Below are 26,633 nucleotides of genomic sequence, written 5' to 3'. Positions count from 1 at the left end.
AAGGTTGTAACGACAGTATGTATGCTAGCTTAGTCATTTTATCTTCTTTTGCATTTTTATATTGTATTGTTGCCGGTCGGCTAGAGAAGTCACCAATATCAGGAGCTGCTTTATTTATTCTGTTTGGTATTGGCATTGGGCCAATAGGGTTAGACTGGATAGAGCTGGATCTAGAAAACAAAGATATACGAATTCTCGTTGATTTAACGTTAGCATTAATTTTGTACAGCGATGCAGCGAAAACTGATAAGCGCTCATTGCAGCTAAGTACATCACTTGCAGCTCGTATGCTACTTATCGCTATGCCCTTGGTTATTTTTATGGGTTGGATGGCCGGATATTTATTATTTGACCAGTTCTCATGGGTACAATTAGCGATTTTAGCGACCATGTTATGTGCAACTGACGCAGCCTTGGGAAAAGCTGTGGTCACAGATAAACGCGTACCTGTTAAAGTTAGGACCTCTCTTAACGTTGAAAGTGGCTTAAATGACGGGCTAAGTGTTCCTTTCTTATTACTTTTTATAACTATGGCAAATCAAGCCGAATCGCTAGAGCCCTTTAGTTTAAGTCTAAAGCTAGTGTTAGAAGAGATTGGTATCGGCACTATAGTGGGCGTGTGTTTGTCGTCTGCAGGTATTTGGCTTGCAAATAAAGCTTGGCTAAAAGGTTGGATGCCTAAGTTATGGCAGCATATTTCCATTGTGATGTTAGCGCTACTATGTTTCTCTGTCGCACAAGAACTGCACGGAAGTGGCTATATTGCAGCGTATGTTGGTGGTTTAACATTTAGATTTTTAGCTACACGGCAGGCACATGTGTTAGTGAATGATACTGAAGGTACAGGTGAAACTCTCGCCATGATGACTTGGATAGTGTTTGGTGCGGTAGTTATTCCTGTGGTTTTGCCTGATATTACTAAGCAAACAATTGTTTATGGTATTGCTAGCTTAACGATAGTTCGCATGTTGCCAATCATAGCATCGTTAGCGGGAACAGGTTTGGTGCTAAAAGAGAAACTGTTTATGGCTTGGTTTGGGCCAAGAGGCTTAGCAAGTATTGCCTTTATGATCATCGTTATTAACCAAGAAGTGCCAAATGGCGAACAGTTGGCAGCAATAGTAACGTGTACGGTACTAATGAGTGCTTTGCTTCATGGAATTTCAGCAAACGTTTTAATCAGCAAATTATTTTCAACATCTGAGAATAGAAGCTAGCGTAAGGCATTATTAATGCCAAATAGATTAGCTAGCTTTAGTGACCTAAGTATTATTTTGACAGCCATAACTGCACGCTTTTGTTTTTATTCTCGCCATCGGTATTATCATATCGAAATAGAATATCTGCTTTTCCATCGTTGTTGATATCTTCAATGCTTACTAAATTTCCATTTCTAGGGAAGGGCATTTGGAATTTTTTGCCACGCTTGTTAAAGGGGCCTTTACCGTCACCTAAAAACAGGGAAGCTTTTGTTTCGTTGGTTTGCGTTAATAAGTCTTTTAAGCCATCACCATTAAAATCTGCGATAGAGAAAAGAGGGATTTCAGCAGATTCGCTATCCAAGTCGAAGGCGAGTTCCACTTCTTTTTGCATATCTGGGCGCTGTGCAAATGCTTGTTGAGGTTTCATTAGAAAGAACTCAACATCGACATCTGTTGAACGGGATATCAGCCCAGAAATAATATCGCCAAAGCCAAAGTCTTTTCTCGGAAAGTAAAGGTCAGTTAAACCATCACCGTTCAAATCTCTAAATTGATAACCTCTTAAACTGTCACCAATTAACATCATGCGGCCATCGTAGTTCAATGTGGCATCTGGGATTTTATTAAATACTAGGCCTGTTTCTGCAATGAAACCAAAACGTACTTCTAAGGTACCTTTATTACTAAAGATGCCATCTTGTTTGGTTCTTCTCGTCACAAGATCAACAACGTCATCACCATTAAGATCAATCGTTTTTACGTATTCTGCGTAATCTAACTTTGTTTTACCGACAGTAGCCTGTCGCTGCGCTGAAATGCTTTCAGGGTCGGCAATACTTGCATTTAAAGGTATCGAGTGCCCAGAGATCTCGAAACCGCCTGAACCTAACTGATAATGAACAACTAAGTCATCTTCGTCTTGGTATGTGATATCGAGAAGGCCATCGCTATTAATGTCTAATACGTTAATTTCTCTAGGTGAAAACGAACGAGAATCTTGGAACAGTTGGCTTTCAGGTTTTAAATCTAACGTGTACGCGGTAAATTCACCTTGCTTTGTTTGAATATAAACGTGGGTTTTATTAAAGTCCGGTATCAGAACGTCAGTTAGACCGTCACTATTTAAATCAAAGGTAAAATCAATATCGCTATCAGGCGTGTACACGGTTTCACCCGTATACAAGCCATCCTGTTCGATTAGGACTTCAACTTGTTTGTTGTCGAAATTAAGTTTTGAAATTTGCTTACCATTAAAAAACAACACCGTCTGGCTTTCTTGGTTAGCTAATGTCGCGATATTAAAGGCGATAGTGTCGTCAGGGATTTTAACGGTATTTACACTTGAATTTTGCGTACCTAAATTATCAAACCAGATAAATTGTCTGCTTTGAAAGCGGCTGTCTGAGATAAGCAAATGCTTGGTGTTGTCTTGTTTTTTTAGCCAAAGAAGTTCGCCATTTAAAGGATATTCTGCTGACAAACTTACTTTATTAAAATCGAGTTCTGATTTAGCGCTTTGGGCAAATACAGTTGTCGAAGCCAATAACGATGAAATGACGATGCCTAATGTTGTTTTTCTTAGAAGCATGTAGAGCTATTTCCTTGCTAATTTCTTGTTACCAATACGTTATCAGATTTTTCTGAACAGGAGCTGAATAATCTGTAACCGATTGTAAGAAATAATACCAATTTAATCTAATTGGTATAAAGACTTAATGGGAATAGCAATAAAAAACCCTGCTCAATAGCAGGGTTTTTTTATGTAAGTAGGTCGACTGAATTAGCCGTTTAACGCTGTATTTGGATCAACGTATTCGAAACCTAAGTTTTCAGCTACTTCACGAACTGTTACTTTACCGTCAATAACGTTTAGGCCGTTAAGTAGGTGAGCATTATCATTTAATGCTTGCTTGTAACCTTTGTTCGCAAGTTGAATGATGTACGGAAGCGTTGCGTTATTTAATGCAAACGTTGAAGTACGTGGTACAGCACCAGGCATGTTAGCAACACAGTAGTGTACTACGTCATCAACGATGTAAGTTGGCTCTGCGTGAGTTGTAGGTGTAGAAGTTTCAATACAGCCACCTTGGTCAATCGCAACGTCAACAATCGCTGAACCAGGCTTCATCGCTTTGATGTGCTCTTTAGTTACTAATTTAGGAGCTGCAGCGCCTGGAATTAGCACGCCACCGATAACTAAGTCTGCTTCTAGAACGTGTTTTTCAAGAGCGTCAACCGTTGAGTATACTGCTTTAATACGGTTACCGAACTGGTCGTCTAGCTTACGAAGTACGTTAACGTTACGGTCTAAAACAACAACGTCAGCGCCCATACCAACAGCCATTTTAGCTGCGTTAGCACCAACCATACCGCCACCAATAACAACTACTTTCGCTGGCTCAACACCAGGAACACCACCAAGAAGCATACCGCGACCAGCATTAGACTTTTCTAACGCTTGTGCACCAGCTTGAATTGACATGCGGCCAGCAACTTCAGACATTGGCGCTAATAGTGGTAAGCCGCCATTGTTGTCAGTAACTGTTTCGTAAGCGATACAGATAGCGTTGCTCTTAACTAGATCTTGAGTTTGCTCCAAATCTGGTGCTAAGTGAAGGTAAGTGAAAAGGATTTGGCCTTCACGTAACATAGCACGTTCAACGGCTTGAGGCTCTTTAACTTTAACGATCATGTCAGCTTGAGCAAATACATCACTTGCTAGTGGTAAAATGCTTGCGCCTGCATCAATGTAATCTTGATCAGTAAAACCGATACCGCTACCAGCTTGTGTTTCAACGATCACTTCGTGGCCGTGTGAAATAAGTTCTCTTACGCTTGCTGGCACCATACCAACACGATATTCATGGTTTTTAATCTCTTTAGGTACACCGATTATCATAATAATTTCTCTTTAAGTGTTATTGTCCGTTGAAATATGGTGCTAGTATAGAGAGGTTTTCATAGAATATCCTGTTGTAATATTTAATAAAGCAGGATATAAAACTGTCAGAATGCAAATTCATAGTTAAATGTAATAAATATGGCTGAATCTGTTAAAAAACTTGATCGAATAGATAAAAACATCCTCGTCGAACTACAAAAAGATGGTCGTTTATCCAATGTTGAATTGTCAAAAAGAGTTGGGTTAAGTCCAACACCTTGCTTGGAAAGAGTTAGGCGTTTAGAAGCAGAAAATTACATCACAGGGTATAAAGCAGAATTAAACCCAGAAAAGTTAGAAGCGGCGTTGCTGGTTTTTGTTGAAATTACCTTAACAAGAACGAGCCCTGACGTTTTTGACGAATTTTCTAGATCTGTACAAGAGCTAGACGTTATTCAAGAATGCCATCTAGTGTCTGGCGATTTTGATTTTCTGTTAAAAACTCGTGTACCTGATATGGCAGCTTACCGTCAATTGTTAGGCGACACCTTATTAAAGCTGCCTTCTGTGAGTGAAAGTAGAACATATGTTGTTATGGAAGAAGTTAAATCGTCTAATATACTGCCAATCAAACGCTAAACCATTTAAACACAGTCGATTGTTTGTTATTTTAACCTTGTATTCGCTATACCATAATAAATAGGAAAGCCAATTTGTCTGAACAAAGCGCGCCACAACAAAAACTCAATGGTACACAAAGACTTTTAGAAGCAGGCCTGTTAGTCAGCTGCCTGTTTGCTATGTTTGTGATGCTAGCTTTGTATACGTTTGATCCTGCAGACCCAGGTTGGGCGCAAACGGGCTACGATACGCCAATACGTAACTTAGGTGGTGCGGTTGGCGCCTTTATGTCTGACTTACTACTCAATGTATTTGGTCTTATTGCATATAGCTTGCCTTTTGTCATCGCCTTAATTGGCTGGCTGCTATTTCAAAAATATCATCAACTGATGCAAATAGATTATTTAACTTTAGGGTTAAAGTTTATCGGTTTTATCATGCTTTTCATCGGAGTAACCTCGATAGCGAGCATGAATTTTGATGACGTCTTTTACTTTTCGGCTGGCGGTATTTTAGGTGATGTTGTTAGCCAAAGTATTCTGCCTTATTTCTCTTTTGTTGGCAGCTCATTGTTATTTTTAATGCTGGTATTAACAGGTTTTGTTTTATTAACGGGGATTTCATTACTGTTAATTATCGATAAAACAGGCGAATATGTTATCAAGGGCGCCATGCAGCTATCTCAATTACCCGCATGGTTAAGTGATAAATTTGGTACGCAAAATAGTCCTGTCATAGCACCGAGTCAGCCTCAAGAATCACAAGATGCTGTTTTATTGGAAGGCCAATCACAAGCTAATGATAACGCTGAGCCAAACAACACGAGTGAGTTAGCTGCAGATACGCATTTTGACCATTCAATTAAAACTACGGAAGAACCAGAATTAGATTTTGCCCCGAATTTGGACAATATTACCACTGATAATGCTCAAGAGCCGTTTGCAGAGTCAGCCGAAGCGGTGCCATTTCAACGTGAAAAACAAGAACCCTTTGTTGATATTGATGAATTGATGGGCGAGCCATTGGCAATTAATGTACAAGAACATGTTAGCGATGAAGAAATCGCTGCTGCTTTTGAAGGCGTTGAACCAGTTGTTGTCGAAGAAGAGCCTTCTGATATTGTGTCTAAGCCGGCAGAAAAAGCTGATTATGAAGGTATGCCAGCACTAGAGTTGTTAGATAGACCAGACAAAGCAGAAAATCCTATTAATCAAGAAGAACTCGACCAAGTAAGTCGTTTAGTCGAAGCTAAATTAGCTGAGTTTGGTGTGCAAGCCAACGTAGTTGCGGTATACCCTGGTCCTGTAATCACTCGCTTTGAATTAGATTTAGCGCCAGGAGTTAAAGTAAGCAAAATTTCGAACTTATCGAAAGATTTAGCACGTTCATTATCGGCTAAAAGTGTTCGTGTTGTGGAGGTTATCCCTGGCAAATCTTATATCGGTTTAGAGATCCCAAATAAACACCGCGAAATTGTACCTTTAATTGAAGTATTGTCGTGTGATGAATTTGTTAATTCTGGCTCTGCACTTACCATGGCAATTGGTAAAGATATCGCAGGTGACCCAGTAGTGGTTGATTTAGCGAAAATGCCACACTTGTTAGTTGCTGGTACTACTGGCTCAGGTAAGTCAGTAGCAGTTAACACCATGATTTTAAGTTTGCTTTATAAATCAACACCAGAAGATGTTCGCTTAATCATGATCGACCCTAAGATGTTGGAGCTTTCTGTTTACGAAGGTATTCCACATTTATTATCAGAAGTGGTTATCGACATGAAAGATGCAGCCAATGCTTTACGTTGGTGTGTTGGAGAAATGGAACGTCGCTACAAAATAATGTCAGCTTTAGGCGTAAGAAACTTAAAAGGCTATAACACTAAAGTTGCGCAAGCAATTGCAGATGGTGAGCCTATTATCGACCCTACATGGCAGGCAAGTGATGCTTTTGATCAAACGCCACCACAATTAGAAAAGTTACCGAGCATTGTTGTTGTTGTCGATGAGTTTGCTGACATGATGATGATTGTTGGTAAAAAAGTAGAAGAGTTAATTGCCCGAATCGCGCAAAAAGCCCGTGCAGCAGGCATTCACTTAATTTTGGCTACTCAGCGTCCTTCTGTTGATGTAATTACAGGTTTAATCAAAGCAAATATTCCAACCAGAATGGCATTACAAGTTTCGTCACGTATCGATTCTCGAACTATTCTAGATCAGCAAGGTGCAGAGCAATTGTTAGGGTGGGGTGATATGTTCTACTTACCACCGGGCTCTGGCGTTCCTACGCGTGTTCACGGTGCGTTTGTTGATGACCATGAAGTACATGCAGTAGTGAGCGATTGGAAATCTCGTGGGGAACCAAATTACATTGACGAAATCATATCTGGTGATACTGAACAAGAAATTTTATTACCTGGAGAGCAAGCTGAAGGGGCGGAATCTGATTTAGATCCTCTTTATGATGAAGCGTTAGCGTTCGTGACTGAAACACGTAGAGTTTCCATATCAAGTGTTCAACGTAAATTCCGAATTGGCTACAACAGAGCCGCTAGAATCGTTGAAGACATGGAATCACAAGGCGTAGTCAGCACACCAGGTACTAACGGTGCGAGAGAAGTATTAGCACCGCCGCCGGTTAAGGATTAATTATGAAAAAAACACCATTAGTATTGTGTTTATTAAGTGCGTTTAGTTTGTCTTTTACGACTGTTCAAGCTAAGCCACAAGAGACAGAAGATACGTCAGTCAATAGTGACGCATCGGAACAAGGTAAGCTTAACTTGTTAGCCAAGTTAGCACCGTTGAATCATTTTAGCGCTGATTTTGAGCAGCGTGTTTTTGATGAAGAAGGCAATGAATTACAAGTATCTTCGGGAAATTTGGCGGTTCAAAAACCAAATTTAGTTAACTGGCAAACGCTTTCACCAGACGAAACACTTATTGTTTCAGATGGCGATACGCTTTGGTACTACGATGAGTTTATCGAGCAAGCTTCAGCCTATCGTGTTAGTGACTCGATTGCAGATACCCCGATCTTGTTATTAACATCAAATAATGATGAAGATTGGTTAAATTACCGAGTAAAAACCGTTAACCCTAACGAGTATAAGATCATTGCTAAGGCGACAGATAGCAAGATTAAAAGCTTAACGGTGTCATTTGAAGCAGATAGCTCTTCGTTAAACCAATTGCAGATTGAAGATTCAACGGGACAAATCAGCAAAATTACGCTGACAAACAACTCATTCGAAAAAATAGATCAAACGTTGTTTCAATTCACTCCACCGCAGGGCGTTTTTATAGATGACCAGCGTTAGTGGCGAATTGCCATTAGGCTTTGACGATGAGCCACTATTTTTACCACTAGCTGCAAAATTACGCCCAAAGTCGTTGCAGGAATATATTGGTCAATCTCATATTCTTGCGCCGGGAACACCCTTGTATCAGGCGATTTCACAGGGAAAATGCCACTCTCTTATTTTTTGGGGACCTCCAGGTACTGGCAAAACAACGCTTGCGGAAATTATTGCAACGCACGCTAACGCAGAGATAGAGCGTGTACACGCGGTTACCTCTGGCATTAAAGATATTCGCCAAGCTATTGATAATGCAAAACAGCGTGCGATACATAAGCAAAAACGAACATTGCTGTTCGTTGACGAAGTACATCGCTTTAATAAAAGCCAACAAGACGCTTTCTTACCGCATATTGAAGACGGCACCATTATTTTTATTGGCGCAACCACTGAAAATCCTGCATTTGAGTTAAACAAAGCTGTTTTGTCGAGAACGCGTGTATATAGTTTAAAAAAGCTAGCGCCTGAAGAATTGCAATTGGTTGTGCACCGCGCTATTGAACACTATCAGCAAGAACAAGTACTTGTTCAAATTGATAAACAAGCGAACGATCAGCTTATCGCTTTAGCCGATGGAGACGCGCGTAGGCTGTTAAACTTATTCGAGAATTGTTTAGATTTATGTGACAGCCAGTTAGGTACAGTCACCATTAATTCTGAATTAATTAAACAAGTAGCGGGTAATAAAATTGCCTTGTACGATAAGAATGGCGACGCTTTTTACGACCTGATCAGTGCTTTTCATAAATCGGTGCGCGGTTCAGATCCTGATGCCGCCTTGTATTGGTATGCGCGGATTATTACCGCAGGAGGCGATGCCTTATATGTAGCAAGGCGTTTATTAGCCATTGCCAGTGAAGATATAGGAAATGCAGATCCAAGAGCCATGCAGCTATCTATCAATGCATGGGATACTTTTCATCGTGTCGGGCCTGCCGAAGGCGAAAGAGCGATTGCACAAGCGGCTGTTTATTGTGCGTTAGCACCAAAAAGTAATGCCGTATACACTGCCTTTAAACAAGCGCTAAACCTAGCCAAGGACACCGCTGATTTAGACGTACCTTTGCATCTAAAGAATTCTACTAGCGAAATAACCAAATCTCTTGGTCATGGACAAGAATATCGTTACGCTCATGACGAACAACATGCTTTTGCCGCAGGCGAGTGTTATTTCCCTGAATCTTTGCAGGGTACTCGAATGTATCACCCGCAAGACAGAGGGTTAGAAAAGCAACTGTCTGAAAAGCTAAATTACCTAACACAACTAAACAGTCAATCAAATGAACAACGGTATAAGTAATTTAACTTTATATGTATTAGTTGCCCTCGGTGGAGCACTCGGTTCGAGCTTACGCTTTTATATTTCGCAATTATTGTTAAATTGGTTAGGAAAAGGATTCCCTTTTGCTACGTTGGCGGTTAATATTTCTGGCTCCTTGATTATGGGAGCGCTTTACGGCCTCATTGAACAAGGAATTATAGAAGTTAGTGTCTATAGAACCCTCATCGGCATAGGATTTTTAGGCGCTTTTACAACTTTTTCGACGTTTTCGCTTGATACCTACTTGTTAATGCAACAAGGGGAATTTCTAAAAGCAGCGTTAAACGTATTGCTTAATGTTAGCGTGTGTATTTTTGCCGCTGGCCTAGGCATGTATTTGATAACTTTATTAAACAAATAACCAGACGTGATATAAAAATGCTTGATGCAAAATTTTTACGAAATGACTTAGAAACAACCGCTGCACAACTAGCTAAACGAGGCTTTACGCTAGATACTTCAGAACTTGCAGCTTTAGAAGAACAACGCAAAGCTATTCAGGTAAAAACGCAAGACTTACAAAGTCAGCGTAACACGCGTTCCAAATCTATTGGTCAAGCCAAAGCACGTGGTGAAGACATTCAGCCGCTTTTAGCCGAAGTAAGCCAGTTAGGCGATGAACTGGAAGCTGCCAAAGAAGAACAAAACCAAGTTCTAGCAAAAATCAACGATATTGCTTCAGCGATACCTAATTTAACACATGAATCTGTTCCTGAAGGTGACAGTGAAGATGATAATGTTGAAGTACGCCGTTGGGGCACGCCAAAAACGTTTGATTTCGACGTAAAAGACCATGTTGATTTAGCGACTAGCTTAGATAAAGGTTTAGACTTTGAAAGTGGCGCAAAGCTCGCAGGCACGCGCTTCGCTGTTATGCGTGGCCAAATAGCTAAGTTACATCGTGCACTTGCGCAATTTATGTTGGACGTACATAGCCAAGAGCATGGCTATGAGGAAATGTATGTTCCTTACTTAGTGAACCATGATTCTTTATACGGCACTGGTCAGTTACCTAAGTTTGGTGAAGACCTTTTCCACACAGATTTAGCGAATAGAAAATTCTCGTTAATTCCAACAGCTGAAGTACCTTTAACTAACTTAGCACGCGATGAAATTTTAGAAGAAGCAAGCTTACCTATTAAAATGTGTGCTCATACGCCATGTTTTCGTAGTGAAGCAGGTTCATCAGGTAGAGACATTCGCGGTCTAATTCGCCAACACCAGTTTGACAAAGTTGAAATGGTGCAATTAGTTAAGCCAGAAGAGTCTTTTGATGCATTAGATCAACTAACGCGTCATGCTGAAGTTATTCTTGAAAAACTTGAACTACCTTACCGCACAGTTGTGTTATGTACTGGTGATATTGGCTTTAGTGCGACTAAAACGTTTGATATCGAAGTGTGGTTACCTGCACAAGACACTTATCGTGAAATTTCATCATGTTCAAATATGGGCGATTTCCAAGCGCGTCGTATGCAAGCACGCTTTAGAAACAGCGAAACAAACAAGCCAGAGTTACTGCATACGCTTAATGGTTCAGGTTTAGCTGTAGGCCGCACGTTAGTGGCGGTATTAGAAAACTATCAAAATGAAGATGGTAGTATTGATATTCCAACGGTATTACAACCGTATATGCAAGGCCAAACGAAAATAGGCTAAGTAAGGTTATATAAAAAGTCCGCTCGATGAGCGGATTTTTTTTATCTTAATTACGCATTATCTAAATGAAATAGATTTTGCTGATTATAGGTCTATTGATGTAGTTAGTAAGTTAAACAAAAACAGGTAGCAATAGTGCGCAGCGTTCTCATTCAAATAGTAGTCTTTTTTGCTATTTTTCAAATCCTTACATTTATCAAGCAAAGTAATATGCTTTCTACTGATACTTCAATGGAACGTTATGAGTTTACATTAACATCTACAATGGGTGAGCAAGTTTCGCTAACACCTAATAAAAAGACGATCATTTATTTCTTTGCGCCTTGGTGTACAGTGTGCCATGCAAGTATCGAAAATTTACAAAACACCTATCAGAAAAACCCCAATATTGAGGTAATAGCGGTAGGTCTAGATTTCGTTGAGCGTGGTGAAATTGAAAAGTTTGTTGCCAACCACCAACTTACTTTCCCAGTGCTTTATGGAAATAGTGAAGTAAAACAAGCGTTTCAGATTACAGCCTATCCAAGTTATTACGTATTAAATGAACAAAATACGATAATAGCTAAATCGATGGGATATTCGACAGAATTAGGCCTGTATTTAAGATCACTTTAGCTCTTCTTATCTCGGCGTTGATTGTGTACACTTAGGGAAATTAGTAAAACGATAACAATCCCAGATATGCGCATTTCTTCACAATTTGATAGTGGTAACATAGAGATTTTAGAGGCCACTGATGCAAGTAACATTCAACTTGCTATTCGCAAAGATAACCAATCAGAATTCTATCAGTGGTTTCACTTTAAGTTATTTAACAATCAACGCACTGAACATACTATTCATTTAACAAACGCAGGCACTTCTGCCTATGTTGAAGGTTGGGAAGATTATCAAGCCGTTGCCTCTTACGATAGAGAGCACTGGTTTAGAGTACCAACTAGCTTTGACGGTAAACAATTAACGATTACCTTTACTCCTGAATATGACAGCGTTTACTTTGCTTATTTTGCTCCTTATAGCTTCGAGCGTCACCAAGATTTATTACAAAATGCTCAAATGAGTATTGACTGCCAAATGGAAGTGCTAGGTGAAACGCTTGACGGCCGTGAAATGGCGGTACTTAAAGTGGGTGAAGAGGGTGAAGGCAAAAAGGTTATTTGGTTAACGGCTCGCCAACATCCGGGCGAAACTATGGCTGAATGGTTTATGGAAGGCTTTATCGATCGTTTATTAGACGAAGATGACGGTACAGCGCGTAAATTGTTAGACAAAGCCGTACTTTATCTTGTACCTAACATGAACCCAGATGGCTCAGTAAGAGGTCATTTAAGAACCAATGCTGCAGGTGTAAACCTTAACCGTGAATGGGCAGAGCCTAGCATGGAGAAAAGCCCTGAAGTGTATTTAGTTCGTGAAAAAATGTTAGCGACAGGTGTTGATATGCACCTCGACATACACGGTGATGAGGCATTGCCTTACAATTTCGTTGCGGGTTGTGAGGGCATCCCGTCTTACGATGACAGACATAAATCACTTGAAGAAAGCTTTAAAGATATTTTATTAGCTATTACCCCAGAGTTCCAAGACGACAAGGGCTACGATAAGGACGAGCCGGGCAAGGCTAACCTAACAGTTGGTTCAAACTGGGTAGGGGAACAATTTAAGTGTTTGGCATACACAATAGAAATGCCATTTAAGGACAACGCTTTATTACCAGATCATGCCGTAGGTTGGTCTGATAATAGAAGTAGTTTATTCGGAAGGGATGTATTGACCGCAATTTACCATGTTGTTGATCAATTGCGCTGATCATCAGTCTTAACAATAAAAATCTAGTTATAAATATAATAATTCCAGGAGTTCAATGTGGAACAGTTTATTAATACGCTCAATAGTTATATATGGAGCGATTATTTAATTTACCTGTGTTTGGGTGCAGGTATTTTCTTCTCGGTATTGACGCGTTTCGCGCAAGTTCGCCATTTTCGTGAAATGTGGCGTCTTCTGATGTCAGGTAAAAGCTCTGAAGCAGGTATCTCATCTTTCCAAGCGCTTGCTGTTTCGCTTTCAGGTAGAGTAGGTACGGGTAACATTGCTGGTGTTGCTGCTGCTATCGGTTTTGGTGGTCCAGGTGCAGTATTTTGGATGTGGGTTGTTGCCTTTCTAGGTGCGGCCACTGCATATGTTGAATCAACCAACGCACAAATTTATAAAGAAGAAGAAAATGGCACGTACCGTGGTGGTCCAGCTTACTATATCGAAAAAGCAATGGGCCAAAAATGGTATGCGTGGACTTTTGCCATCGCAACGATCATGGCCTGTGGTATGTTATTACCAGTGGTTCAATCGAACGGTATTGGTGATTCGTTAGTAAACGTATTTGGTAACGGTGGTTCAGTTAATACTGTTTTGGGTGAATTAGCGTTAACTAAAGTTTATGCCGCTGTATTTATTGTTTTACTACTAGGTTTTATCATCTTTGGTGGTGTTAAGCGTATCGCGAACTTCACACAAGTAGTTGTTCCTTTTATGGCGCTAGCATACATCATCATCGCTTGTTCTATCATTGGTCTAAACATTGATATGCTTCCGGGCATTGTTAGCTTGATCATTTCAGATGCGTTTACACCAATGGCTGGTGTCGGTGCTGCGATTGGCTGGGGTGTAAAGCGTGGTGTTTACTCAAACGAAGCGGGTCAGGGTACAGGTCCTCATGCAGCAGCAGCTGCTGAAGTAGACCATCCGGCACAGCAAGGTTTAGTTCAAGCATTTTCTGTTTATATTGATACGTTATTTGTTTGTTCTGCAACAGCGTTTATGATTTTAATCACTCAGCAATACAACGTTATTCCAGACGGAACGACTGTAGCAATTGTACAAAATGTTGCACAAGACACTGTAATTAATGGTCCAGCGTTTACGCAGTTAGCGGTAGACAGTGTGTTAACTGGTGTTGGTAAGCCATTTATCGCAATTGCTCTGTTCTTCTTCGCATTTACAACGGTATTAGCTTATTACTTTATCGCTGAAAACAACGTGTCTTATATTAACCGTACCTTTAAAATGCCAGCGCTTAACTTTGTGTTGAAAGTTATCATTATGATTGCGGTTTTCTATGGCACTGTAGCGCAACCAAGTTCAGCTTGGGCACTTGGTGATATTGGTGTTGGCTTAATGGCCTGGTTAAATATTATCGGTATTATCATCATCTTCTTTATGGCTAAGCCGGCTATCAAGGCACTTAAAGATTATGAACGCCAACAGCAAGAAGGCGTAGAAAAATACAGTTTTGACCCTAAATCACTAGACATAAAAAATGCAGATTTTTGGGAAAATAAAAAGTAATTAATCTTTTTACTAAAACTCTTTGAAAAAACGCCCACAAGGGCGTTTTTTTTATATAAAATACTTGGGATTAATTTTGGAGGTATGTAATGGCGATAATAGCTTGCCCAGGTTGTAATAATAAAGTTTCAGATAAAGTAAAAGAATGTCCTCACTGTGGTGTTTCAGTATCTGGCGCAGACAAAGAAGCAATAGAAAGTGCCAGAAGACAGATGTTATTGCAAAAACACCAACGTGTTCAAATGCTTGCATTTGTTGCTATGTTAATGTTCTGTGGTGGCTTTTTGTATTACTACTGGCAAAACGTAAAAGTAGAAACTGTCGAGTATTACATGTCGATAGGCGCTATTGTTGTTGGTTGTGTACTTTACGTTATTACAAGAATTCAATTGTTGTTAATTAAGCGAAAGACTAAATCGTAACTATGAATATTCAAAGCTTAATAGAGAATATGACGCCAGAGCTTTACGAGCGTTTAAAGCATGCGGCTGAAACAGGTAAATGGCCTGAAGGAACTAAAGTGGATGATGCGCAACGAGAGTCAGCGTTGCAATTATCTATGGCATATCAAGCGAAACACTTAAATTCGCAGGATATGTTAACTATTGGCGCAGATGGAGAAGTTATTCAAAAAACTAAGCGCCAATTAAAAGAAGAATTTACAGGTGAAAAGCCTGACGAAATTACACCATGTAATAAAGATGAGATAGCTAGGTTTTCTGATATATGATTTTTTCTAAGTTTTTTAAAGAGAATTGGCAAAGCAAGGACAGCAATAAAAGGATTGAAGCCATCAATAATGACTTAGATCCTTTAAACGAACAAAACAAAGCCGTATTAATAGAATTACTGGAAAGTGATGAAAGTGATTTGGTACGTCGCAGTGCATTAATTAGACTAAACGACTTTTCTATATACTTGCGCACAAGTCAAAGCAACACCAATAAAGGGGTTGCTGATTTTGCATTTAAAAAGGTAAACGAAGTTTTGCTCGATCAGCATGATATTCGTCTAGCTAAGCAAGAAAAGCTCTCTTTTATTGAGAACAGTATTCAGATCCCACAAGCTGAACAATGGATCAAAGAAGCGATTGACGCCGATATTGTCATGGCGCTTTATAAAAAGATAGATAAACCCCAGTATCTTATTACTATTTTTAAAGATCATCAGGATCTGGACATTCAAAAGGCTTTGCTTGAAGGCGTTGAAGATAAATCGACGTTAGAAAAGCTACTAAAGCGCACTGAATTAGATGATATTAAAGCGCTTATTTCCCAGAAAGTTGAGCAACTTAATTTTCAATTAGAGCGTCCAGCTAAATTAACTAAAGACACTCAATTATTACTGGCGAAATACCAAGCGCTTAAAGATGAAAAGTCTTACGAGCAAATGTCGGAAAAACGTGAACAGCTAGAAAGTTCATGGCTAGCGTTAACTTCTGAATTTGATGTGCTAGATGAAAACAAGGCTCAAGAATTTACTCTCAAGTTTAATACATTATCAGCTCAATTAGATAAACTTTTTGCACAAAAAGCAGAGCAATTCGAACAAGAAAAAATTGCTAGACAGTTAGCTGAACAGCAAGAAAACGAGCGTAGTACTTTTAGCCAGCAGCTGAATAAACTGGAGTCTACGGTAGGTCAATCAGTTTTTGAAACGAATCAAATTTCTCCAAATTTCTCAAAAGATCTAAAGGCACTGAAAGAGCAAGTAAATGCTTCGTCTTTAAATAAAAACGAAATTGAACAACTAATTAAGCAAATAGCAGCACTTGAAAGTCAGGTAGAAGAGTTGCCTGAAATTGCGAGTGCCGTCGCAAAAGCGACTCAGTTGATTTCGAAAATGGCTCAATTTTCAATGCCTACCAATATTACAGAGCTAGCAGAGCTATCGGCAACATTTAAAACTTGGCAAAACGATTGGCAACAGGTTCAACAAAAAGCGCAGCGCTTTATACCAGCTTCAATTCAAGCCGCTCATAAAGAAATTGTTGATAAGTGGAAACAGGCAACAAAGCCATTATACGAAGAACAAAAGAAACAGCTGCATTATGTCCAGCGTAAGCTAAAAGATGTAAGACGCTTAGTTAATTCTGGTAAATATAATGCTGCTTTTGGTGTCTTTAAAAAAGCGCAAAGTCAGCATGATTTGTTACCTGAACATATTCAGCAAAAACTCGCTAGAGACTATAGTTGGGCTGAAGAAAAAATATCAGAGCTTAGTGACTGGGAACACTATATTGCGACACCTAGAAAACAGCAATTAATCGAAGAAGTAACGCAATTAGCACAATCACCTGTTGATAACCCAATAGAGCAAGCAAATAAAGTTAAGCAGTATAGAAAAACGTGGAATTCTTTGGGGCATGCCGATGAAGATATCGACAAGTCTCTCAACGAAACCTTCAACGAATTGTGTGAAAAAGCGTTTGCTCCATGTCGCCAATTTTATGCTGAACAAGAAAAAATTAGAGAGTCGCATTTAAGCAAGCGAAAAGAGTTGTTAGCCAAAGCCCAACAACTAGCGACTTTGCTTAATAATGAGCAAATTGATTGGAAGTCGATAGAAACTCAGTTGTCTAAAATAAAGCAGCAATGGCGCAGTGCAGGTGAGATCGATAGAAAGATCTATCAGGAAATTAACGAGTCATTTAAACAAGCAATAGCGCCGGTGAACACCAGTATTTATGATTATCATCAAACCAATGCAGAAGCAAAAAAAGCGTTAGTTAACAAAGCGAAATCTTTATTAACGAATGAAGATTTAAACGACGCAATATCGCAAGCTAAAGGATTGCAGAAAGCGTGGGCTGACATTGGTTTTTGTGGTCGTAAGCAGGAAAATGAATTGTGGTCAGAATTTAGAGCCTTGCAAGATCAGCTATTTGGCAAACGTAGTGAACAAATAGATCAAAAGAAGCAAGCTCAGCAGGCTATCGAACAGGAGTTTTTTGCGAAGCTAGAAAATCTGAACATCGATTATTCTAGCGACTTGCCTTCATTAGAGACTAGTAAGCAGCAAATATCTTCACTTTTCGAAGAATTGTCTTCTTTAGAGCATACTGTAAAACCAGTAATTAACGCTTTAAAGAAAGAAGAGGATAAGGTCAATAAAGAGATAGCAAAGCGTAAAAAATCAAATTTAAGTAAGCAATGGCAAATACTGTTTGATGTTGTGCTTGAAACCAAGTTAACGGATGTAGAACAGCACGAGTCTTTCGAAACGCTTGGTAATACTTGGCAAAAGTGTCTTCAGTCAAGTGCGAATAACACCGCAGCGTCTGAGCGTAGAAACAATTTAACGTTAACGATGGAAATTGTTGCAGGTGTTGAATCACCTGAAGCAGACAAACAGCACCGAATGTCGTTACAAGTAGAATTAATGCAAGAACAGATGAACTCGGGTGAAAAAGCGTCTTTAGAAGATTTACTTCGAGAGTGGCTTGCGTGCGGTAGTTTAACCGATGATGAATTGTCTCTTTTGGAGAGAGTAAAGTCGCTATTTGTTAAATAACTTATTTTGAAAAATTAGCTTAGATATGACACAGCATAAAGTTGTTTTAGTTACTGGTGGTGGCAGAGGGATAGGTGCTGCTACCGCTAGATTACTTGGCGAGCAAGGATACAGCGTCGTTGTTAATTACGCGGTTGATGAAGTTAGTGCACAAGATGTTGTCACAGATATTAAGCGCCATGGTGGCCAAGCTATTGCTGTACAAGCAGACATAGGTGACGAAAAACAGGTAAAGGCGCTAATCGCTGAAGCGGCAAACAACTTAGGAGTCATTACCCATCTAGTAAATAACGCTTCTATTTTAAAAACTCAGTCTTGCTTTAAAGATATTAGTACCGAACGATTTCAGCAGGTTTTAGATACCAATGTTATCGGTACCTTCAATGTGACTAAGTACTTTTTGGCACAAGCGCCTAATGGCGGAGCCATAGTAAACGTATCTTCTGCTGCGTCTCGCAGTGGTGCACCTTTTGAGTATGTAGATTACGCTGCGTCAAAAGGTGCCGTTGATTCAATGACAAAAGGCCTATCGTTAGAGCTAGCAGAAAGAAACATACGCGTAAACTCTGTTCGCCCCGGATTTATTTACACCGATATGCATAAAGATGGCGGTGAGCCAGAGCGTGTTGATAGGCTAGCACCTAACATTCCACTTAAACGAGGAGGGCAGCCAGAAGAGGTAGCGCAAGCCATCGCTTGGTTACTCTCTAATGAAGCTTCTTATGTTACCGGTTCTTTTATTGAATTAGCAGGTGGAAAGTAGTTAAACAGAGTTTAAATAATATACATTGATCAAAAACGAAGTGAAGCATACACTGGTTTAGCTTTTGACATTCAATACTAATTCAGCAAGGAGGTTGTCATGTTTCCCATTGAAGTTGTAGTCACGTATACGCTTGCCTGTTTACTTTTAGTTATTTCTCCTGGACCCGATAATCTTTTGGCAATAGGCAGAGGCTTGAGCCAAGGAAAACTTGCCGCTGTAATATCAGGCGCATCATCGGGCGTTGGTATACTTTTTCACGTAATTGCAGCTACATTCGGTTTAACTTTATTAATTCAAACCTCTGAAATCGCATTTTACGTCGTTAAGTTTATTGGTGCTGCTTACTTAATATGGCTTGGTATCAAGGTGTTAAGATCGAAGAACTTGATCTCGTTAGAGCCAGCTAAAAAGCAGTCATACAACACGATATTTGCAACTGGATTTTTCTCAGCGGCATTAAATCCTAAGCCAGGTATGTTTGTTCTTGCTTTTATTCCGCAATTTGTAAACCCATCTTTAGGCTCTGTTACCATTCAGATGATTGGCTATGGTGTGTGGTTTGCTATCTTAACTGCCTTTGGCTTTAGTCTAATGGGCATATTTTCCTCTCGATTAGCTGTTTGGCTTAAAAATAAGCCTAAACTTGTTTCTGGATTAAACACCGGCGCCGGAGTAACGTTCGTTTCTTCAGGCTTAGCTGTCGCGTTCATGAAACAAAAATAACCAGCTAAGTTTCAAAGAGCAAAGTAAGTGACCTTTTCTAGTTGTTTATCATTTTACTTTGCATGATCGTCCAAAATAAGTATCATGTCGCTCGCGGCTGCACACAGAAGCTACCTAATAGAGAGAAATAAAATGGTAATTGAAAATGTGCTTCCCAGCGACTACGCAGAATTGCTAGCGGTTTGGGAAAATTCAGTCCGAGCTACTCATAGCTTTATTACAGAAGAAGATATAGCGTTTTTTAAACCTATGATCATCGAGCACGCTTTTCCTGCAGTATCGTTAAAGTGTGTTAGGAACAATAACAAAAAAATACTAGGCTTCGTTGGTGTTAATGATGCCAAAGTAGAAATGTTATTTGTTCTAGATAAAGTAAGAGGGAATGGTATTGGAACGATTCTATTAAAGCATGCAATAGAAAACTTCAATGCTAACAAAGTAGATGTTAATGAACAAAACCCCGACGCCGTAGGTTTTTACCTACATCACGGGTTTAAAGTGGTATCTCGCTCCCCTTTAGATGACATGGGAAAACCTTTTCCGATTTTGCATATGTCGCTATAAGCCTCGATTAGTCGTTACCTCCTGATAGAAGAAACGCCCAACGCTAACAACAATGGGCGATTCCGACCTCCTCAATTAATACAAACCTTTAGAACGGCACTTTTTGTACTTTGCTACTAAATATGTAGCAATATTGCGCATGGTATGCTACAAAATGTGTAGCTTATGAGCTGGTTAAAATAAATTTACCAACATAAAAGGATTATGAGTATGTTTCTTATTGATTTTGTATTTAACGATTTAGCGTCTATCACGCCAGAACTAACACAATCTCATCGAGATTATTTACAAACAGAGTACAGCAAAAACACGTTAATGTTCGGTGGCAGAAAAGAGCCTAGAACCGGAGGGATCGTATTGTCAAAACATGAAAATAGGGAAGATCTAGAGACGTTTTTAAAGCAAGATCCTTTTATAACAAGTGGTGTCGCTAGTTACTCAATTGTCGAGTTCTTACCCATGATGGCGAGTAATGAGTTTAAGCAGATCTTGTAAACACTAATTTAGCTGTAAGGTGTAGGGCGGTCTTTTAACCTAGTTCGGAATAGGCCGCTAAACACAAAAAGTAGACATTGTTGCCTTAAACACGAAATGTGAATAGGGCTAAACGTCTACTTTTTAATACCATATCCATTACCAAAATTATCGTAATAGCTTATCTCTTATGCCAGTAAAGCCATAAAAGAACCGTTTGAAATGAGCAATATTGCTGAAAGAGATAAAGTAATTAGTGCTGGTATAGCATCTTTAATAGTATCGAATCTTAAATGAAAATAAATTGCGCCTAGTGATGTGAAAGCAATGCTTATTGCGCCAATTGCTTTGATTAAATCATGATCTAGAACTATCGAAATGACTAATAGTATCGATGCTGAAAATTCTATTAGTCCGACACAAAACATATGCGTGCGGTTTAAACCGTACTTACTGAAAAACGCTAATTGGGTTTCAAATATAAATTTCTGCCAACCAATTAACTTTATTGAGCTAGCGAATAAAAAGAATAACACCAATAATATTGTGATTACGAACATATAACGACTCCTATTTATGTATTGATCGTATTTAAGCATTCCTGATAGCATGGTTAAATGCTATTTTTATGATACCTAGTATTCCATACAGGAATTTTAAATGGATAAGTTGGATTGTATAAGGGTATTTACTCAAGTTGCTCGATTAGGGAGCTTTACAGCAGTTGCAAATGAGTTGAACATGACTCAGGGGGCAGTAAGCAAGAAGATCGCCTGGTTGGAAAACTCTTTAGGTTTTACTTTATTTCACCGAACGTCACGAAAAATAATGCTTACAAATAGCGGTGAGCAATATCTCGATTACAGTAATAAAGTGCTTGAAGAAATGATATATACCGAACAGAAGCTTAAAGGGGAATTGAATGATGTGATCGGTGAATTGAAAATATCTGCCCCTTCAGCATTTTCAACTTTGCGACTAGCCAAGCCTTTGGCAAACTTTATGGAATTGAATCCCAGAATTACATTGAACTTATCTGTCAATGATAAACAAGTTGATCTATATAAAGACGATATCGATATTGCTATCAGAGCCTCTTTCTTAGATGACTCTAGCTTAAAAGCAAAAAAGCTCTTAGAGCATGAACTTTGCTACGTTGCTTCTCCCAATTATATAAAAAAATACGGAGAGCCTATACTACCGAACGAGGTATCAAGCCACAGGTGCATCACGTATTCCCTCAGTAACCCTTCCAATATTTGGCTCCTAGACAATCAAAAATATTGTGTTAAAGAGATTGCTACTAGTGATAACCCTGAGTTAATTGTTCAACTGGCCCTTTTGGGAATTGGGATCGCCGCCATGCCTAAATGGATGGTAGAGCCATATATAAAAAAAGATAAATTGAAAGAGGTTTTTCAAGGATGTGAGAAGCTTAGTTTACCAATGTATGCCGTGTATAAGAATGTTGATTTTTTGCCCTTTAGAATCAGGGCATTCATAGATTTTTTAACTGAATCCTTTGAAGCAGAATCGGAAAGAACTGATAAGGCCAGTATAAGCTTAAAATAAGATATATTGATACAAAATAACAGGACTATATAAAACAATGGCTTTATGGTGGTTCCTTCATAATTACCTCTCTGTTTCAAGATATGAATTATAGAAAGCTTCACCACAAAGCATTATGAATCATTGCTAAACAGTCAGAAAATTACCGTGAAAGCCAAGCGGTAATGCTGTTGGTAGCCAAGCGCGACACACGGGACCATCACTAACATGACCTACCTTAAAAACATTCACACAAGTGCGTTTTGATGGCACATGAAGTGCTGTACCCACTAAATAACCATTTCCCTCTTGTTGTGTGCAATCAACGATAACATGCTCCTCAACCAAAAAGTCTTCGCCATAAACAAAGGTATCTTGTTTGCCATTGTTAACATTAATTACGCGCACGCTGTCGCTCCATACGTCACTTTTTATAGATGATAAGGTAACCAGCAACTCATTTCTCTTTCCTGTTAAGTGATCATAAACACGTGGAAACTCACTAATACCTGGGATAGTTTGTTTATTGGTATTGCCGTTTTTATAAAGTGTGAACAATACGGTGTTTGCAGGCGTTGCATCAGAAGTTTCACCGCGCATTAAGTCACTCATGTGATGTAAATTATCACAATTTGGGTACAGGCTTGCATCAAAGCGAATAGTACCATCGGTATCTTCCCACGCGTTACCAAAATGAAAGGCAAAGCCTGCATCTAATTGATATTCACGTGTGAGTGTTAACGTATTTTTATCAATAACTAGCACCTTCATAGGAAGGGCGTTATTGAATCGAATTGCACTGAATAGGCGCTCATCGGATTTATCTCTATCAAGTGATGGTAGTATGATCAGAATATTATTCTGCGTGATTAAAAAGTCATGTAACATTCCGCCACGGTAATTCGTTTTAAGTAAGTTTACTTTTTGCGTTATTCCGCGGTCGTTAAGATGGTAAAGGACAATGTCGCCGTTAATGGTGCTGCCAAAATTCCAAATCGTACCGTCTGCTTCAATTTTAGGGTGCGCTGAAAAAGCGAGTCCTTTTAAACTGTTACCATAACGTGAGTTTTCGCCAAGATTGACAAGGCCTTTAGCGTCCAAACTGTTCGCATCCAATGCAGTTGCAGAACCAGCTTCCCAAAGCGCCCATAACTCACCATTTACTGGGATAATATTGGTGTTGGCAGCATTAATTATGTCGGTTTTGTTTACAGGTAAAGTGCCCGGTAACTCGCTATTAGGCCCGGAAAATAAAAACTTATCAGCCGCCTGTTCTTGTTTGTATTTGTTGGTTTTTACAAACTTAGCGCGATGTTGAATCCCTGTATCAGTAAAATTAAAGTGTTGGATCATGCCATCACCTTCAAAAAGGTGGGTGTAACGTTGTCCATTGCGCTGATGTACCGCTGGCCCATTTCGATAAAAATTGCCGCGAAGCGCTTTTGGTAATTTCCCTTCAATGGTTAAGCTTTGCCATGGTATGTCACCAGACATACTTTTTAAGCCAATTAAATTGGGATTACTAAGTGCAGCTTTGTCAAAACTAGTAGCAAACTGCGCCATGATATCTTCATGTGAGCTAGCTAAATTTGCTAACGCAGGGAAAGGGCTACAAGCAGTTGCAGCAACAGATAAACCTAGCATACTTTTTAGGGCATCACGTCTTTGCATTATATTACTCCTTAGTAATTTACAGTCGAAGAATTGTTAACGGCAACATCCGATACCATGAATGTCATTTGCTGGTAGCTTGGAGGACCAAAATTTACTGGGGCATTGTTAGAGAAGCCGTAACCTTCAATTGGCATCCCGAACATATTATTGTCGAAGCCTTGGTTACTATTTTCATCATGAAAATAGCGAATTGCATAGTCACCAGGCTCTACATCATTAAAGGTAACAGTGATTTGCCCTTGTTTTGCATTCACAACAGCTACATTGTGTGCTTTACCTTCTTTAAAGTTGTTTTCTCCTTTGAATAATTGAATATATAACTTTCCCTTATCATGCTGAATTCCTTCAATATTAAATTGCACCGTTTGTGCAGAAATAGGTAAAATAAAACAGCTTAATGAAAGTGCAGATAATTTAATAAAGTTCATAGTTTTAGTTCCTTAATTAGGTTGTTTTAAACAGTGTTCTGTTGTTCGTTGTAATCACTTTATGCAGTGTTTTGGTTCAGCTCAATCAGCCCTTCGTAAAGCGCACACATTACTTCGTGAAATAATAAAAATAGCAGGGTGTACAATTGGCGAATCGTGAAATTAACCTGAAAAATCAATCATTAAGAGAGTTTTTGGACGCAAGAGATTTAGCGACTGACACGGTTGTCATCGGTGTGTTTGTGTTGTTTTTAACCTTTCTTCGTCCATTTGGTATGCATCAAGTTGACGTGCTTTATGCGGGCTTGTTCTGGTTTGTGATTTGCTCTGCTGGTTATATCATTTACTCGCCGACAATGTTCTTTCTATGTAAATTACTTGATAGAAATTTGCCCGAATGGATGAACAACAAAGTCATTCGACTTGTACTTGCAACATTAGCGGCAAGTCTATTAATGGGGTTATTCGCGCCTTTTATAATCAATGTATTTTTTAATTATTTTGATAACAGCTACCTTCAATCATTACCCACGTCCATTTTGTATTGCACTGTTATTGGCGGCATTATTGCAGGAGTAAGCTCAATTAAATCGTTAATGTTGCAACAACAGCAGCAGCTTAAGCAAAATGCTGAAGAACTAGCACTGAATCAAGAGAAAGTAGAGAGCATTCAAAGCCAGCCCGTCGACTCATTCATCAATGAACTGCCAATGGCAAAACGCGGTAAATTAATTTGTTTGCAAATGGATGACCATTACTTAAATGTAATAACAGACAAAGGTAAACACCTGCTTTTAATGCGTTTTAAAGATGCGCTTAGCAAATTGGAACACTATGATGGCCTGCAAACGCACCGTTCTTGGTGGATAGCAAAAGAGGCTGTGGTAGATACTAAAAAAGAAGGACGAAAGCTAATCCTTGTCATGCAAAATGGTACCGAAGTGCCCGTATCTCAAACCTATTTAACGCATGTAAAAGTGGCTTTAAATCTTTAAATCAATCCACATGCGGTCTCTGAATTTACAATTTTCCCCCTTGTTCAACAAAGTGCGTAAATTACGCACTTTTATCTTTATCCAAAAATTAACAATACGTATTTTTAATAAGACTGGCAATGAGTTATCAACTTTGTTAAAACTAACTCATTCAGAAAAGTGCGCGATTACAAATCAGAAATATGCGCGATTTGCGCACTGCTAAATGGTTATGTACACAAGGATGAAAAATGAAGTTTGACCAAGTTAATTACCCATCAATAAAGAAAGCATGTGAAGATAAACAAGAAATCGAGTTTGAAGCACTGAAATCAATAACTGCATTTGAAAATAGTGATGCTCCAGAAGATTGGACAGCTTTCCCTCCTTCACTACTACCACCAGAAGGTTATGCTCAAGTTTTTGTACACTCTAGTCCAGATGCGCGAGGATCACTAATTCGCCTTGAGTTGGTTGTTCATTTAGATGGCGGCAGAATCCTATACAAGAAAAAAGATGATAGTACAGTAATGTTAAAAGTAACTTGGCCTGAGTGTACATAATAAGGCAATTATAGAAGTGACGTATAAAGCTGGCTGACGCTAATTCTTCGCTAAGTATAGCCAAGCCCATATTGCGGCGTTAGCTACCCATTGTGACTGGAGCTCTGAATGAGATTACATGGAACATCAAAAACAAAAGAATCTAAATACAATGCAACTGTAAGCCTTTTTATTAATATAGGGATGTTGATAGTTGCCTTAATGGTTTTTGATTTTTCTGAAATGCCTACATTTGGCAAGGTATTTATGATGTTCTGGATCGGAGCTGTTTGTGCTCAAATTTATCAATCTTGTAGAAACTCCGCTTTTTCGAAAAAGAGCTTGCATCATGAAGTCTCAGACCATGAATTAAAATTTAGTGGATACAAAAATGATTCATCTACTACCGTAAAACCGGAGAAAGATTACGCTTTAAGGTTAAGAAAATTAGAAAACTTGTATAATGATGGTTTACTTACAACGGCAGAATATGAAGCTAAGAGGCAAGATATACTGGACGAAGACTGGGGTAGCTAACAAGTCAAATAATCATTAGACTGCTAAAGCTTGGCTCGGTTTTGCTTCGCTTCACATTTTAGCAAACTATTATTTGCCGTTTATTGAGGCATTAGGTGTACATGGCCAAATTAAAAATCCCTTTAGTAATTTTGTTAGCCCTTCCTCTAATATTTGTATCTGCTTGGATCTATGAAGCCTATCAATTGAATTTGACAGCTGAGGCCAATATTTTGAAGCACCTACAAGACGGATTTGAGGTAGCCTTGATTAGCCTGTTATCGGTAAGCGCTTTTATATCAGCGTTAGCCTTTGAGTATTTTTATCCAAACTTTAGTTATGAATTGGGCTTACAAAGGATACTACTCATCGTTGTGTTTTGTGTTATTTTTTTGACTTTGTCTTGGATTACTTGCTATTTCGTTCCTGAAACATACTGTCTAAATAACACCTAACAAGGAAATAAAATATGAGACTGTCAGACTTGTTAGATTTTTAACAAACGTATCTGACAGGTCAACTTT

Annotated in this window: 27 protein-coding genes; 22 read left to right on the top strand and 5 right to left on the bottom strand. The window is 39.1% G+C overall.

Translation table 11 applies throughout. The features are described 5' to 3' along the window. Positions 1–17: 17 nt before the first annotated feature. Complete coding sequence (locus ACOB80_RS06780) at positions 18–1,217, top strand: cation:proton antiporter (RefSeq protein WP_473165058.1); 1,200 nt, start codon at positions 18–20, stop codon at positions 1,215–1,217. Positions 1,218–1,269: 52 nt separating this feature from the next. Here ACOB80_RS06780 and ACOB80_RS06775 read toward each other — a convergent pair whose 3' ends face one another. Both ACOB80_RS06775 and ald read right to left on the bottom strand, forming a co-directional pair. Then, entirely contained in the window at positions 1,270–2,790 is a 1,521-nt protein-coding gene (locus ACOB80_RS06775) for an FG-GAP repeat domain-containing protein (protein ID WP_473165057.1), read from the bottom strand. Positions 2,791–2,982: 192 nt separating this feature from the next. Further along, positions 2,983–4,101, bottom strand: coding sequence for an alanine dehydrogenase (gene ald / locus ACOB80_RS06770; protein WP_473165056.1), 1,119 nt, complete (start codon positions 4,099–4,101; stop codon positions 2,983–2,985). Positions 4,102–4,242: 141 nt separating this feature from the next. Between ald and lrp the strand changes: the two genes are divergently transcribed. The 16 genes from lrp to ACOB80_RS06690 all read left to right on the top strand — a co-directional run bounded on the left by lrp (position 4,243) and on the right by ACOB80_RS06690 (position 20,445). After that, on the top strand, positions 4,243–4,722 hold the full coding sequence (gene lrp, locus ACOB80_RS06765) for a leucine-responsive transcriptional regulator Lrp (protein ID WP_473165055.1): 480 nt from the start codon (positions 4,243–4,245) through the stop codon (positions 4,720–4,722). Between the two features lie 74 nt (positions 4,723–4,796). Further along, positions 4,797–7,349 (top strand): DNA translocase FtsK, encoded by a 2,553-nt coding sequence (locus tag ACOB80_RS06760; protein WP_473165054.1) that lies wholly within the window; start codon positions 4,797–4,799, stop codon positions 7,347–7,349. A gap of 2 nt (positions 7,350–7,351) precedes the next feature. Then, the gene (gene lolA / locus ACOB80_RS06755; protein ID WP_473165053.1) at positions 7,352–8,020 is read left to right on the top strand and encodes an outer membrane lipoprotein periplasmic chaperone LolA; all 669 of its coding nucleotides are present in this window, start codon (positions 7,352–7,354) and stop codon (positions 8,018–8,020) included. Continuing rightward, positions 8,007–9,359, top strand: a complete 1,353-nt coding sequence (locus ACOB80_RS06750) for a replication-associated recombination protein A (RefSeq protein ID WP_473165052.1) — start codon at positions 8,007–8,009, stop codon at positions 9,357–9,359. The genes lolA and ACOB80_RS06750 overlap by 14 nt, the downstream gene beginning before the upstream one ends. After that, complete coding sequence (crcB, locus tag ACOB80_RS06745) at positions 9,340–9,741, top strand: fluoride efflux transporter CrcB (protein WP_473165051.1); 402 nt, start codon at positions 9,340–9,342, stop codon at positions 9,739–9,741. The genes ACOB80_RS06750 and crcB overlap by 20 nt, the downstream gene beginning before the upstream one ends. 17 nt (positions 9,742–9,758) lie before the next feature. After that, on the top strand, positions 9,759–11,039 hold the full coding sequence (gene serS, locus ACOB80_RS06740) for a serine--tRNA ligase (protein ID WP_473165050.1): 1,281 nt from the start codon (positions 9,759–9,761) through the stop codon (positions 11,037–11,039). 210 nt (positions 11,040–11,249) lie between these two features. After that, on the top strand, positions 11,250–11,654 hold the full coding sequence (locus tag ACOB80_RS06735; RefSeq protein ID WP_473165049.1) for a TlpA family protein disulfide reductase: 405 nt from the start codon (positions 11,250–11,252) through the stop codon (positions 11,652–11,654). Positions 11,655–11,720: 66 nt separating this feature from the next. Further along, positions 11,721–12,848, top strand: coding sequence for a M14 family metallopeptidase (locus tag ACOB80_RS06730; RefSeq protein ID WP_473165048.1), 1,128 nt, complete (start codon positions 11,721–11,723; stop codon positions 12,846–12,848). A gap of 57 nt (positions 12,849–12,905) precedes the next feature. Next, positions 12,906–14,384 carry an alanine/glycine:cation symporter family protein gene (locus ACOB80_RS06725; RefSeq protein ID WP_473165047.1) on the top strand — a complete coding sequence of 493 codons (1,479 nt, stop codon included), beginning with the start codon at positions 12,906–12,908 and terminating at the stop codon, positions 14,382–14,384. A gap of 89 nt (positions 14,385–14,473) precedes the next feature. Then, a complete protein-coding gene (locus tag ACOB80_RS06720; RefSeq protein ID WP_473165046.1) occupies positions 14,474–14,806 on the top strand; it encodes a hypothetical protein in 333 nt (110 codons plus the stop codon). 2 nt (positions 14,807–14,808) lie between these two features. Then, positions 14,809–15,114, top strand: a complete 306-nt coding sequence (locus ACOB80_RS06715) for a YeaC family protein (protein ID WP_473165045.1) — start codon at positions 14,809–14,811, stop codon at positions 15,112–15,114. Beyond that, complete coding sequence (locus ACOB80_RS06710) at positions 15,111–17,897, top strand: DUF349 domain-containing protein (RefSeq protein WP_473165044.1); 2,787 nt, start codon at positions 15,111–15,113, stop codon at positions 17,895–17,897. Before ACOB80_RS06715 ends, ACOB80_RS06710 begins: the two co-directional genes overlap by 4 nt. 25 nt (positions 17,898–17,922) lie before the next feature. Continuing rightward, positions 17,923–18,660 carry an SDR family oxidoreductase gene (locus tag ACOB80_RS06705; RefSeq protein ID WP_473165043.1) on the top strand — a complete coding sequence of 246 codons (738 nt, stop codon included), beginning with the start codon at positions 17,923–17,925 and terminating at the stop codon, positions 18,658–18,660. 99 nt (positions 18,661–18,759) lie between these two features. Next, positions 18,760–19,386: a LysE family translocator gene (locus ACOB80_RS06700; RefSeq protein WP_473165042.1), complete on the top strand. Its 627-nt coding sequence runs from the start codon at positions 18,760–18,762 to the stop codon at positions 19,384–19,386. Between the two features lie 132 nt (positions 19,387–19,518). Then, positions 19,519–19,950 (top strand): GNAT family N-acetyltransferase, encoded by a 432-nt coding sequence (locus ACOB80_RS06695; protein ID WP_473165041.1) that lies wholly within the window; start codon positions 19,519–19,521, stop codon positions 19,948–19,950. 210 nt (positions 19,951–20,160) lie between these two features. Next, positions 20,161–20,445 (top strand): YciI family protein, encoded by a 285-nt coding sequence (locus ACOB80_RS06690; protein ID WP_473165040.1) that lies wholly within the window; start codon positions 20,161–20,163, stop codon positions 20,443–20,445. A gap of 167 nt (positions 20,446–20,612) precedes the next feature. Here ACOB80_RS06690 and ACOB80_RS06685 read toward each other — a convergent pair whose 3' ends face one another. Further along, on the bottom strand, positions 20,613–20,984 hold the full coding sequence (locus ACOB80_RS06685) for a DoxX family protein (protein WP_473165039.1): 372 nt from the start codon (positions 20,982–20,984) through the stop codon (positions 20,613–20,615). A gap of 100 nt (positions 20,985–21,084) precedes the next feature. On the opposite strand from ACOB80_RS06685, the gene ACOB80_RS06680 reads away from it, so the two are divergent. Beyond that, on the top strand, positions 21,085–21,996 hold the full coding sequence (locus ACOB80_RS06680; RefSeq protein ID WP_473165038.1) for a LysR family transcriptional regulator: 912 nt from the start codon (positions 21,085–21,087) through the stop codon (positions 21,994–21,996). 126 nt (positions 21,997–22,122) lie between these two features. On the opposite strand, the gene ACOB80_RS06675 is transcribed toward ACOB80_RS06680, so the two are convergent. Beyond that, positions 22,123–23,646 carry a carotenoid oxygenase family protein gene (locus tag ACOB80_RS06675; protein WP_473165037.1) on the bottom strand — a complete coding sequence of 508 codons (1,524 nt, stop codon included), beginning with the start codon at positions 23,644–23,646 and terminating at the stop codon, positions 22,123–22,125. A gap of 11 nt (positions 23,647–23,657) precedes the next feature. Beyond that, positions 23,658–24,077 carry a DUF2141 domain-containing protein gene (locus ACOB80_RS06670; RefSeq protein ID WP_473165036.1) on the bottom strand — a complete coding sequence of 140 codons (420 nt, stop codon included), beginning with the start codon at positions 24,075–24,077 and terminating at the stop codon, positions 23,658–23,660. A gap of 146 nt (positions 24,078–24,223) precedes the next feature. Here ACOB80_RS06670 and ACOB80_RS06665 point away from each other — a divergent pair, with 146 nt between their 5' ends. From ACOB80_RS06665 to ACOB80_RS06650, 4 genes are all read left to right on the top strand, one after another. Next, entirely contained in the window at positions 24,224–25,072 is an 849-nt protein-coding gene (locus ACOB80_RS06665; protein ID WP_473165035.1) for a LytTR family DNA-binding domain-containing protein, read from the top strand. Between the two features lie 230 nt (positions 25,073–25,302). Beyond that, positions 25,303–25,614 (top strand): hypothetical protein, encoded by a 312-nt coding sequence (locus ACOB80_RS06660; protein WP_473165034.1) that lies wholly within the window; start codon positions 25,303–25,305, stop codon positions 25,612–25,614. A 108-nt stretch (positions 25,615–25,722) separates the two neighbouring features. After that, a complete protein-coding gene (locus tag ACOB80_RS06655) occupies positions 25,723–26,130 on the top strand; it encodes an SHOCT domain-containing protein (protein ID WP_473165033.1) in 408 nt (135 codons plus the stop codon). Between the two features lie 101 nt (positions 26,131–26,231). Next, complete coding sequence (locus ACOB80_RS06650) at positions 26,232–26,564, top strand: hypothetical protein (RefSeq protein WP_473165032.1); 333 nt, start codon at positions 26,232–26,234, stop codon at positions 26,562–26,564. Positions 26,565–26,633 lie beyond the last annotated feature (69 nt).

Source organism: Thalassotalea coralli (assembly GCF_055786205.1).
This window is presented reverse-complemented; position numbering and strand designations above follow the sequence as displayed.

What these genes read in the sequence shown, in the direction of transcription:
- ACOB80_RS06780 (WP_473165058.1), top strand. Translation starts at nt 18, where the DNA reads ATGTATGCTAGCTTAGTCATTTTATCTTCTTTTGCATTTTTATATTGT.
- ACOB80_RS06775 (WP_473165057.1), bottom strand. Translation starts at nt 2,790, where the DNA reads ATGCTTCTAAGAAAAACAACATTAGGCATCGTCATTTCATCGTTATTG.
- ald (WP_473165056.1), bottom strand. Translation starts at nt 4,101, where the DNA reads ATGATAATCGGTGTACCTAAAGAGATTAAAAACCATGAATATCGTGTT.
- lrp (WP_473165055.1), top strand. Translation starts at nt 4,243, where the DNA reads ATGGCTGAATCTGTTAAAAAACTTGATCGAATAGATAAAAACATCCTC.
- lolA (WP_473165053.1), top strand. Translation starts at nt 7,352, where the DNA reads ATGAAAAAAACACCATTAGTATTGTGTTTATTAAGTGCGTTTAGTTTG.
- ACOB80_RS06750 (WP_473165052.1), top strand. Translation starts at nt 8,007, where the DNA reads ATGACCAGCGTTAGTGGCGAATTGCCATTAGGCTTTGACGATGAGCCA.
- crcB (WP_473165051.1), top strand. Translation starts at nt 9,340, where the DNA reads ATGAACAACGGTATAAGTAATTTAACTTTATATGTATTAGTTGCCCTC.
- serS (WP_473165050.1), top strand. Translation starts at nt 9,759, where the DNA reads ATGCTTGATGCAAAATTTTTACGAAATGACTTAGAAACAACCGCTGCA.
- ACOB80_RS06735 (WP_473165049.1), top strand. Translation starts at nt 11,250, where the DNA reads ATGCTTTCTACTGATACTTCAATGGAACGTTATGAGTTTACATTAACA.
- ACOB80_RS06730 (WP_473165048.1), top strand. Translation starts at nt 11,721, where the DNA reads ATGCGCATTTCTTCACAATTTGATAGTGGTAACATAGAGATTTTAGAG.
- ACOB80_RS06720 (WP_473165046.1), top strand. Translation starts at nt 14,474, where the DNA reads ATGGCGATAATAGCTTGCCCAGGTTGTAATAATAAAGTTTCAGATAAA.
- ACOB80_RS06715 (WP_473165045.1), top strand. Translation starts at nt 14,809, where the DNA reads ATGAATATTCAAAGCTTAATAGAGAATATGACGCCAGAGCTTTACGAG.
- ACOB80_RS06710 (WP_473165044.1), top strand. Translation starts at nt 15,111, where the DNA reads ATGATTTTTTCTAAGTTTTTTAAAGAGAATTGGCAAAGCAAGGACAGC.
- ACOB80_RS06705 (WP_473165043.1), top strand. Translation starts at nt 17,923, where the DNA reads ATGACACAGCATAAAGTTGTTTTAGTTACTGGTGGTGGCAGAGGGATA.
- ACOB80_RS06700 (WP_473165042.1), top strand. Translation starts at nt 18,760, where the DNA reads ATGTTTCCCATTGAAGTTGTAGTCACGTATACGCTTGCCTGTTTACTT.
- ACOB80_RS06695 (WP_473165041.1), top strand. Translation starts at nt 19,519, where the DNA reads ATGGTAATTGAAAATGTGCTTCCCAGCGACTACGCAGAATTGCTAGCG.
- ACOB80_RS06690 (WP_473165040.1), top strand. Translation starts at nt 20,161, where the DNA reads ATGTTTCTTATTGATTTTGTATTTAACGATTTAGCGTCTATCACGCCA.
- ACOB80_RS06685 (WP_473165039.1), bottom strand. Translation starts at nt 20,984, where the DNA reads ATGTTCGTAATCACAATATTATTGGTGTTATTCTTTTTATTCGCTAGC.
- ACOB80_RS06680 (WP_473165038.1), top strand. Translation starts at nt 21,085, where the DNA reads ATGGATAAGTTGGATTGTATAAGGGTATTTACTCAAGTTGCTCGATTA.
- ACOB80_RS06675 (WP_473165037.1), bottom strand. Translation starts at nt 23,646, where the DNA reads ATGCAAAGACGTGATGCCCTAAAAAGTATGCTAGGTTTATCTGTTGCT.
- ACOB80_RS06670 (WP_473165036.1), bottom strand. Translation starts at nt 24,077, where the DNA reads ATGAACTTTATTAAATTATCTGCACTTTCATTAAGCTGTTTTATTTTA.
- ACOB80_RS06660 (WP_473165034.1), top strand. Translation starts at nt 25,303, where the DNA reads ATGAAGTTTGACCAAGTTAATTACCCATCAATAAAGAAAGCATGTGAA.
- ACOB80_RS06655 (WP_473165033.1), top strand. Translation starts at nt 25,723, where the DNA reads ATGAGATTACATGGAACATCAAAAACAAAAGAATCTAAATACAATGCA.
- ACOB80_RS06650 (WP_473165032.1), top strand. Translation starts at nt 26,232, where the DNA reads ATGGCCAAATTAAAAATCCCTTTAGTAATTTTGTTAGCCCTTCCTCTA.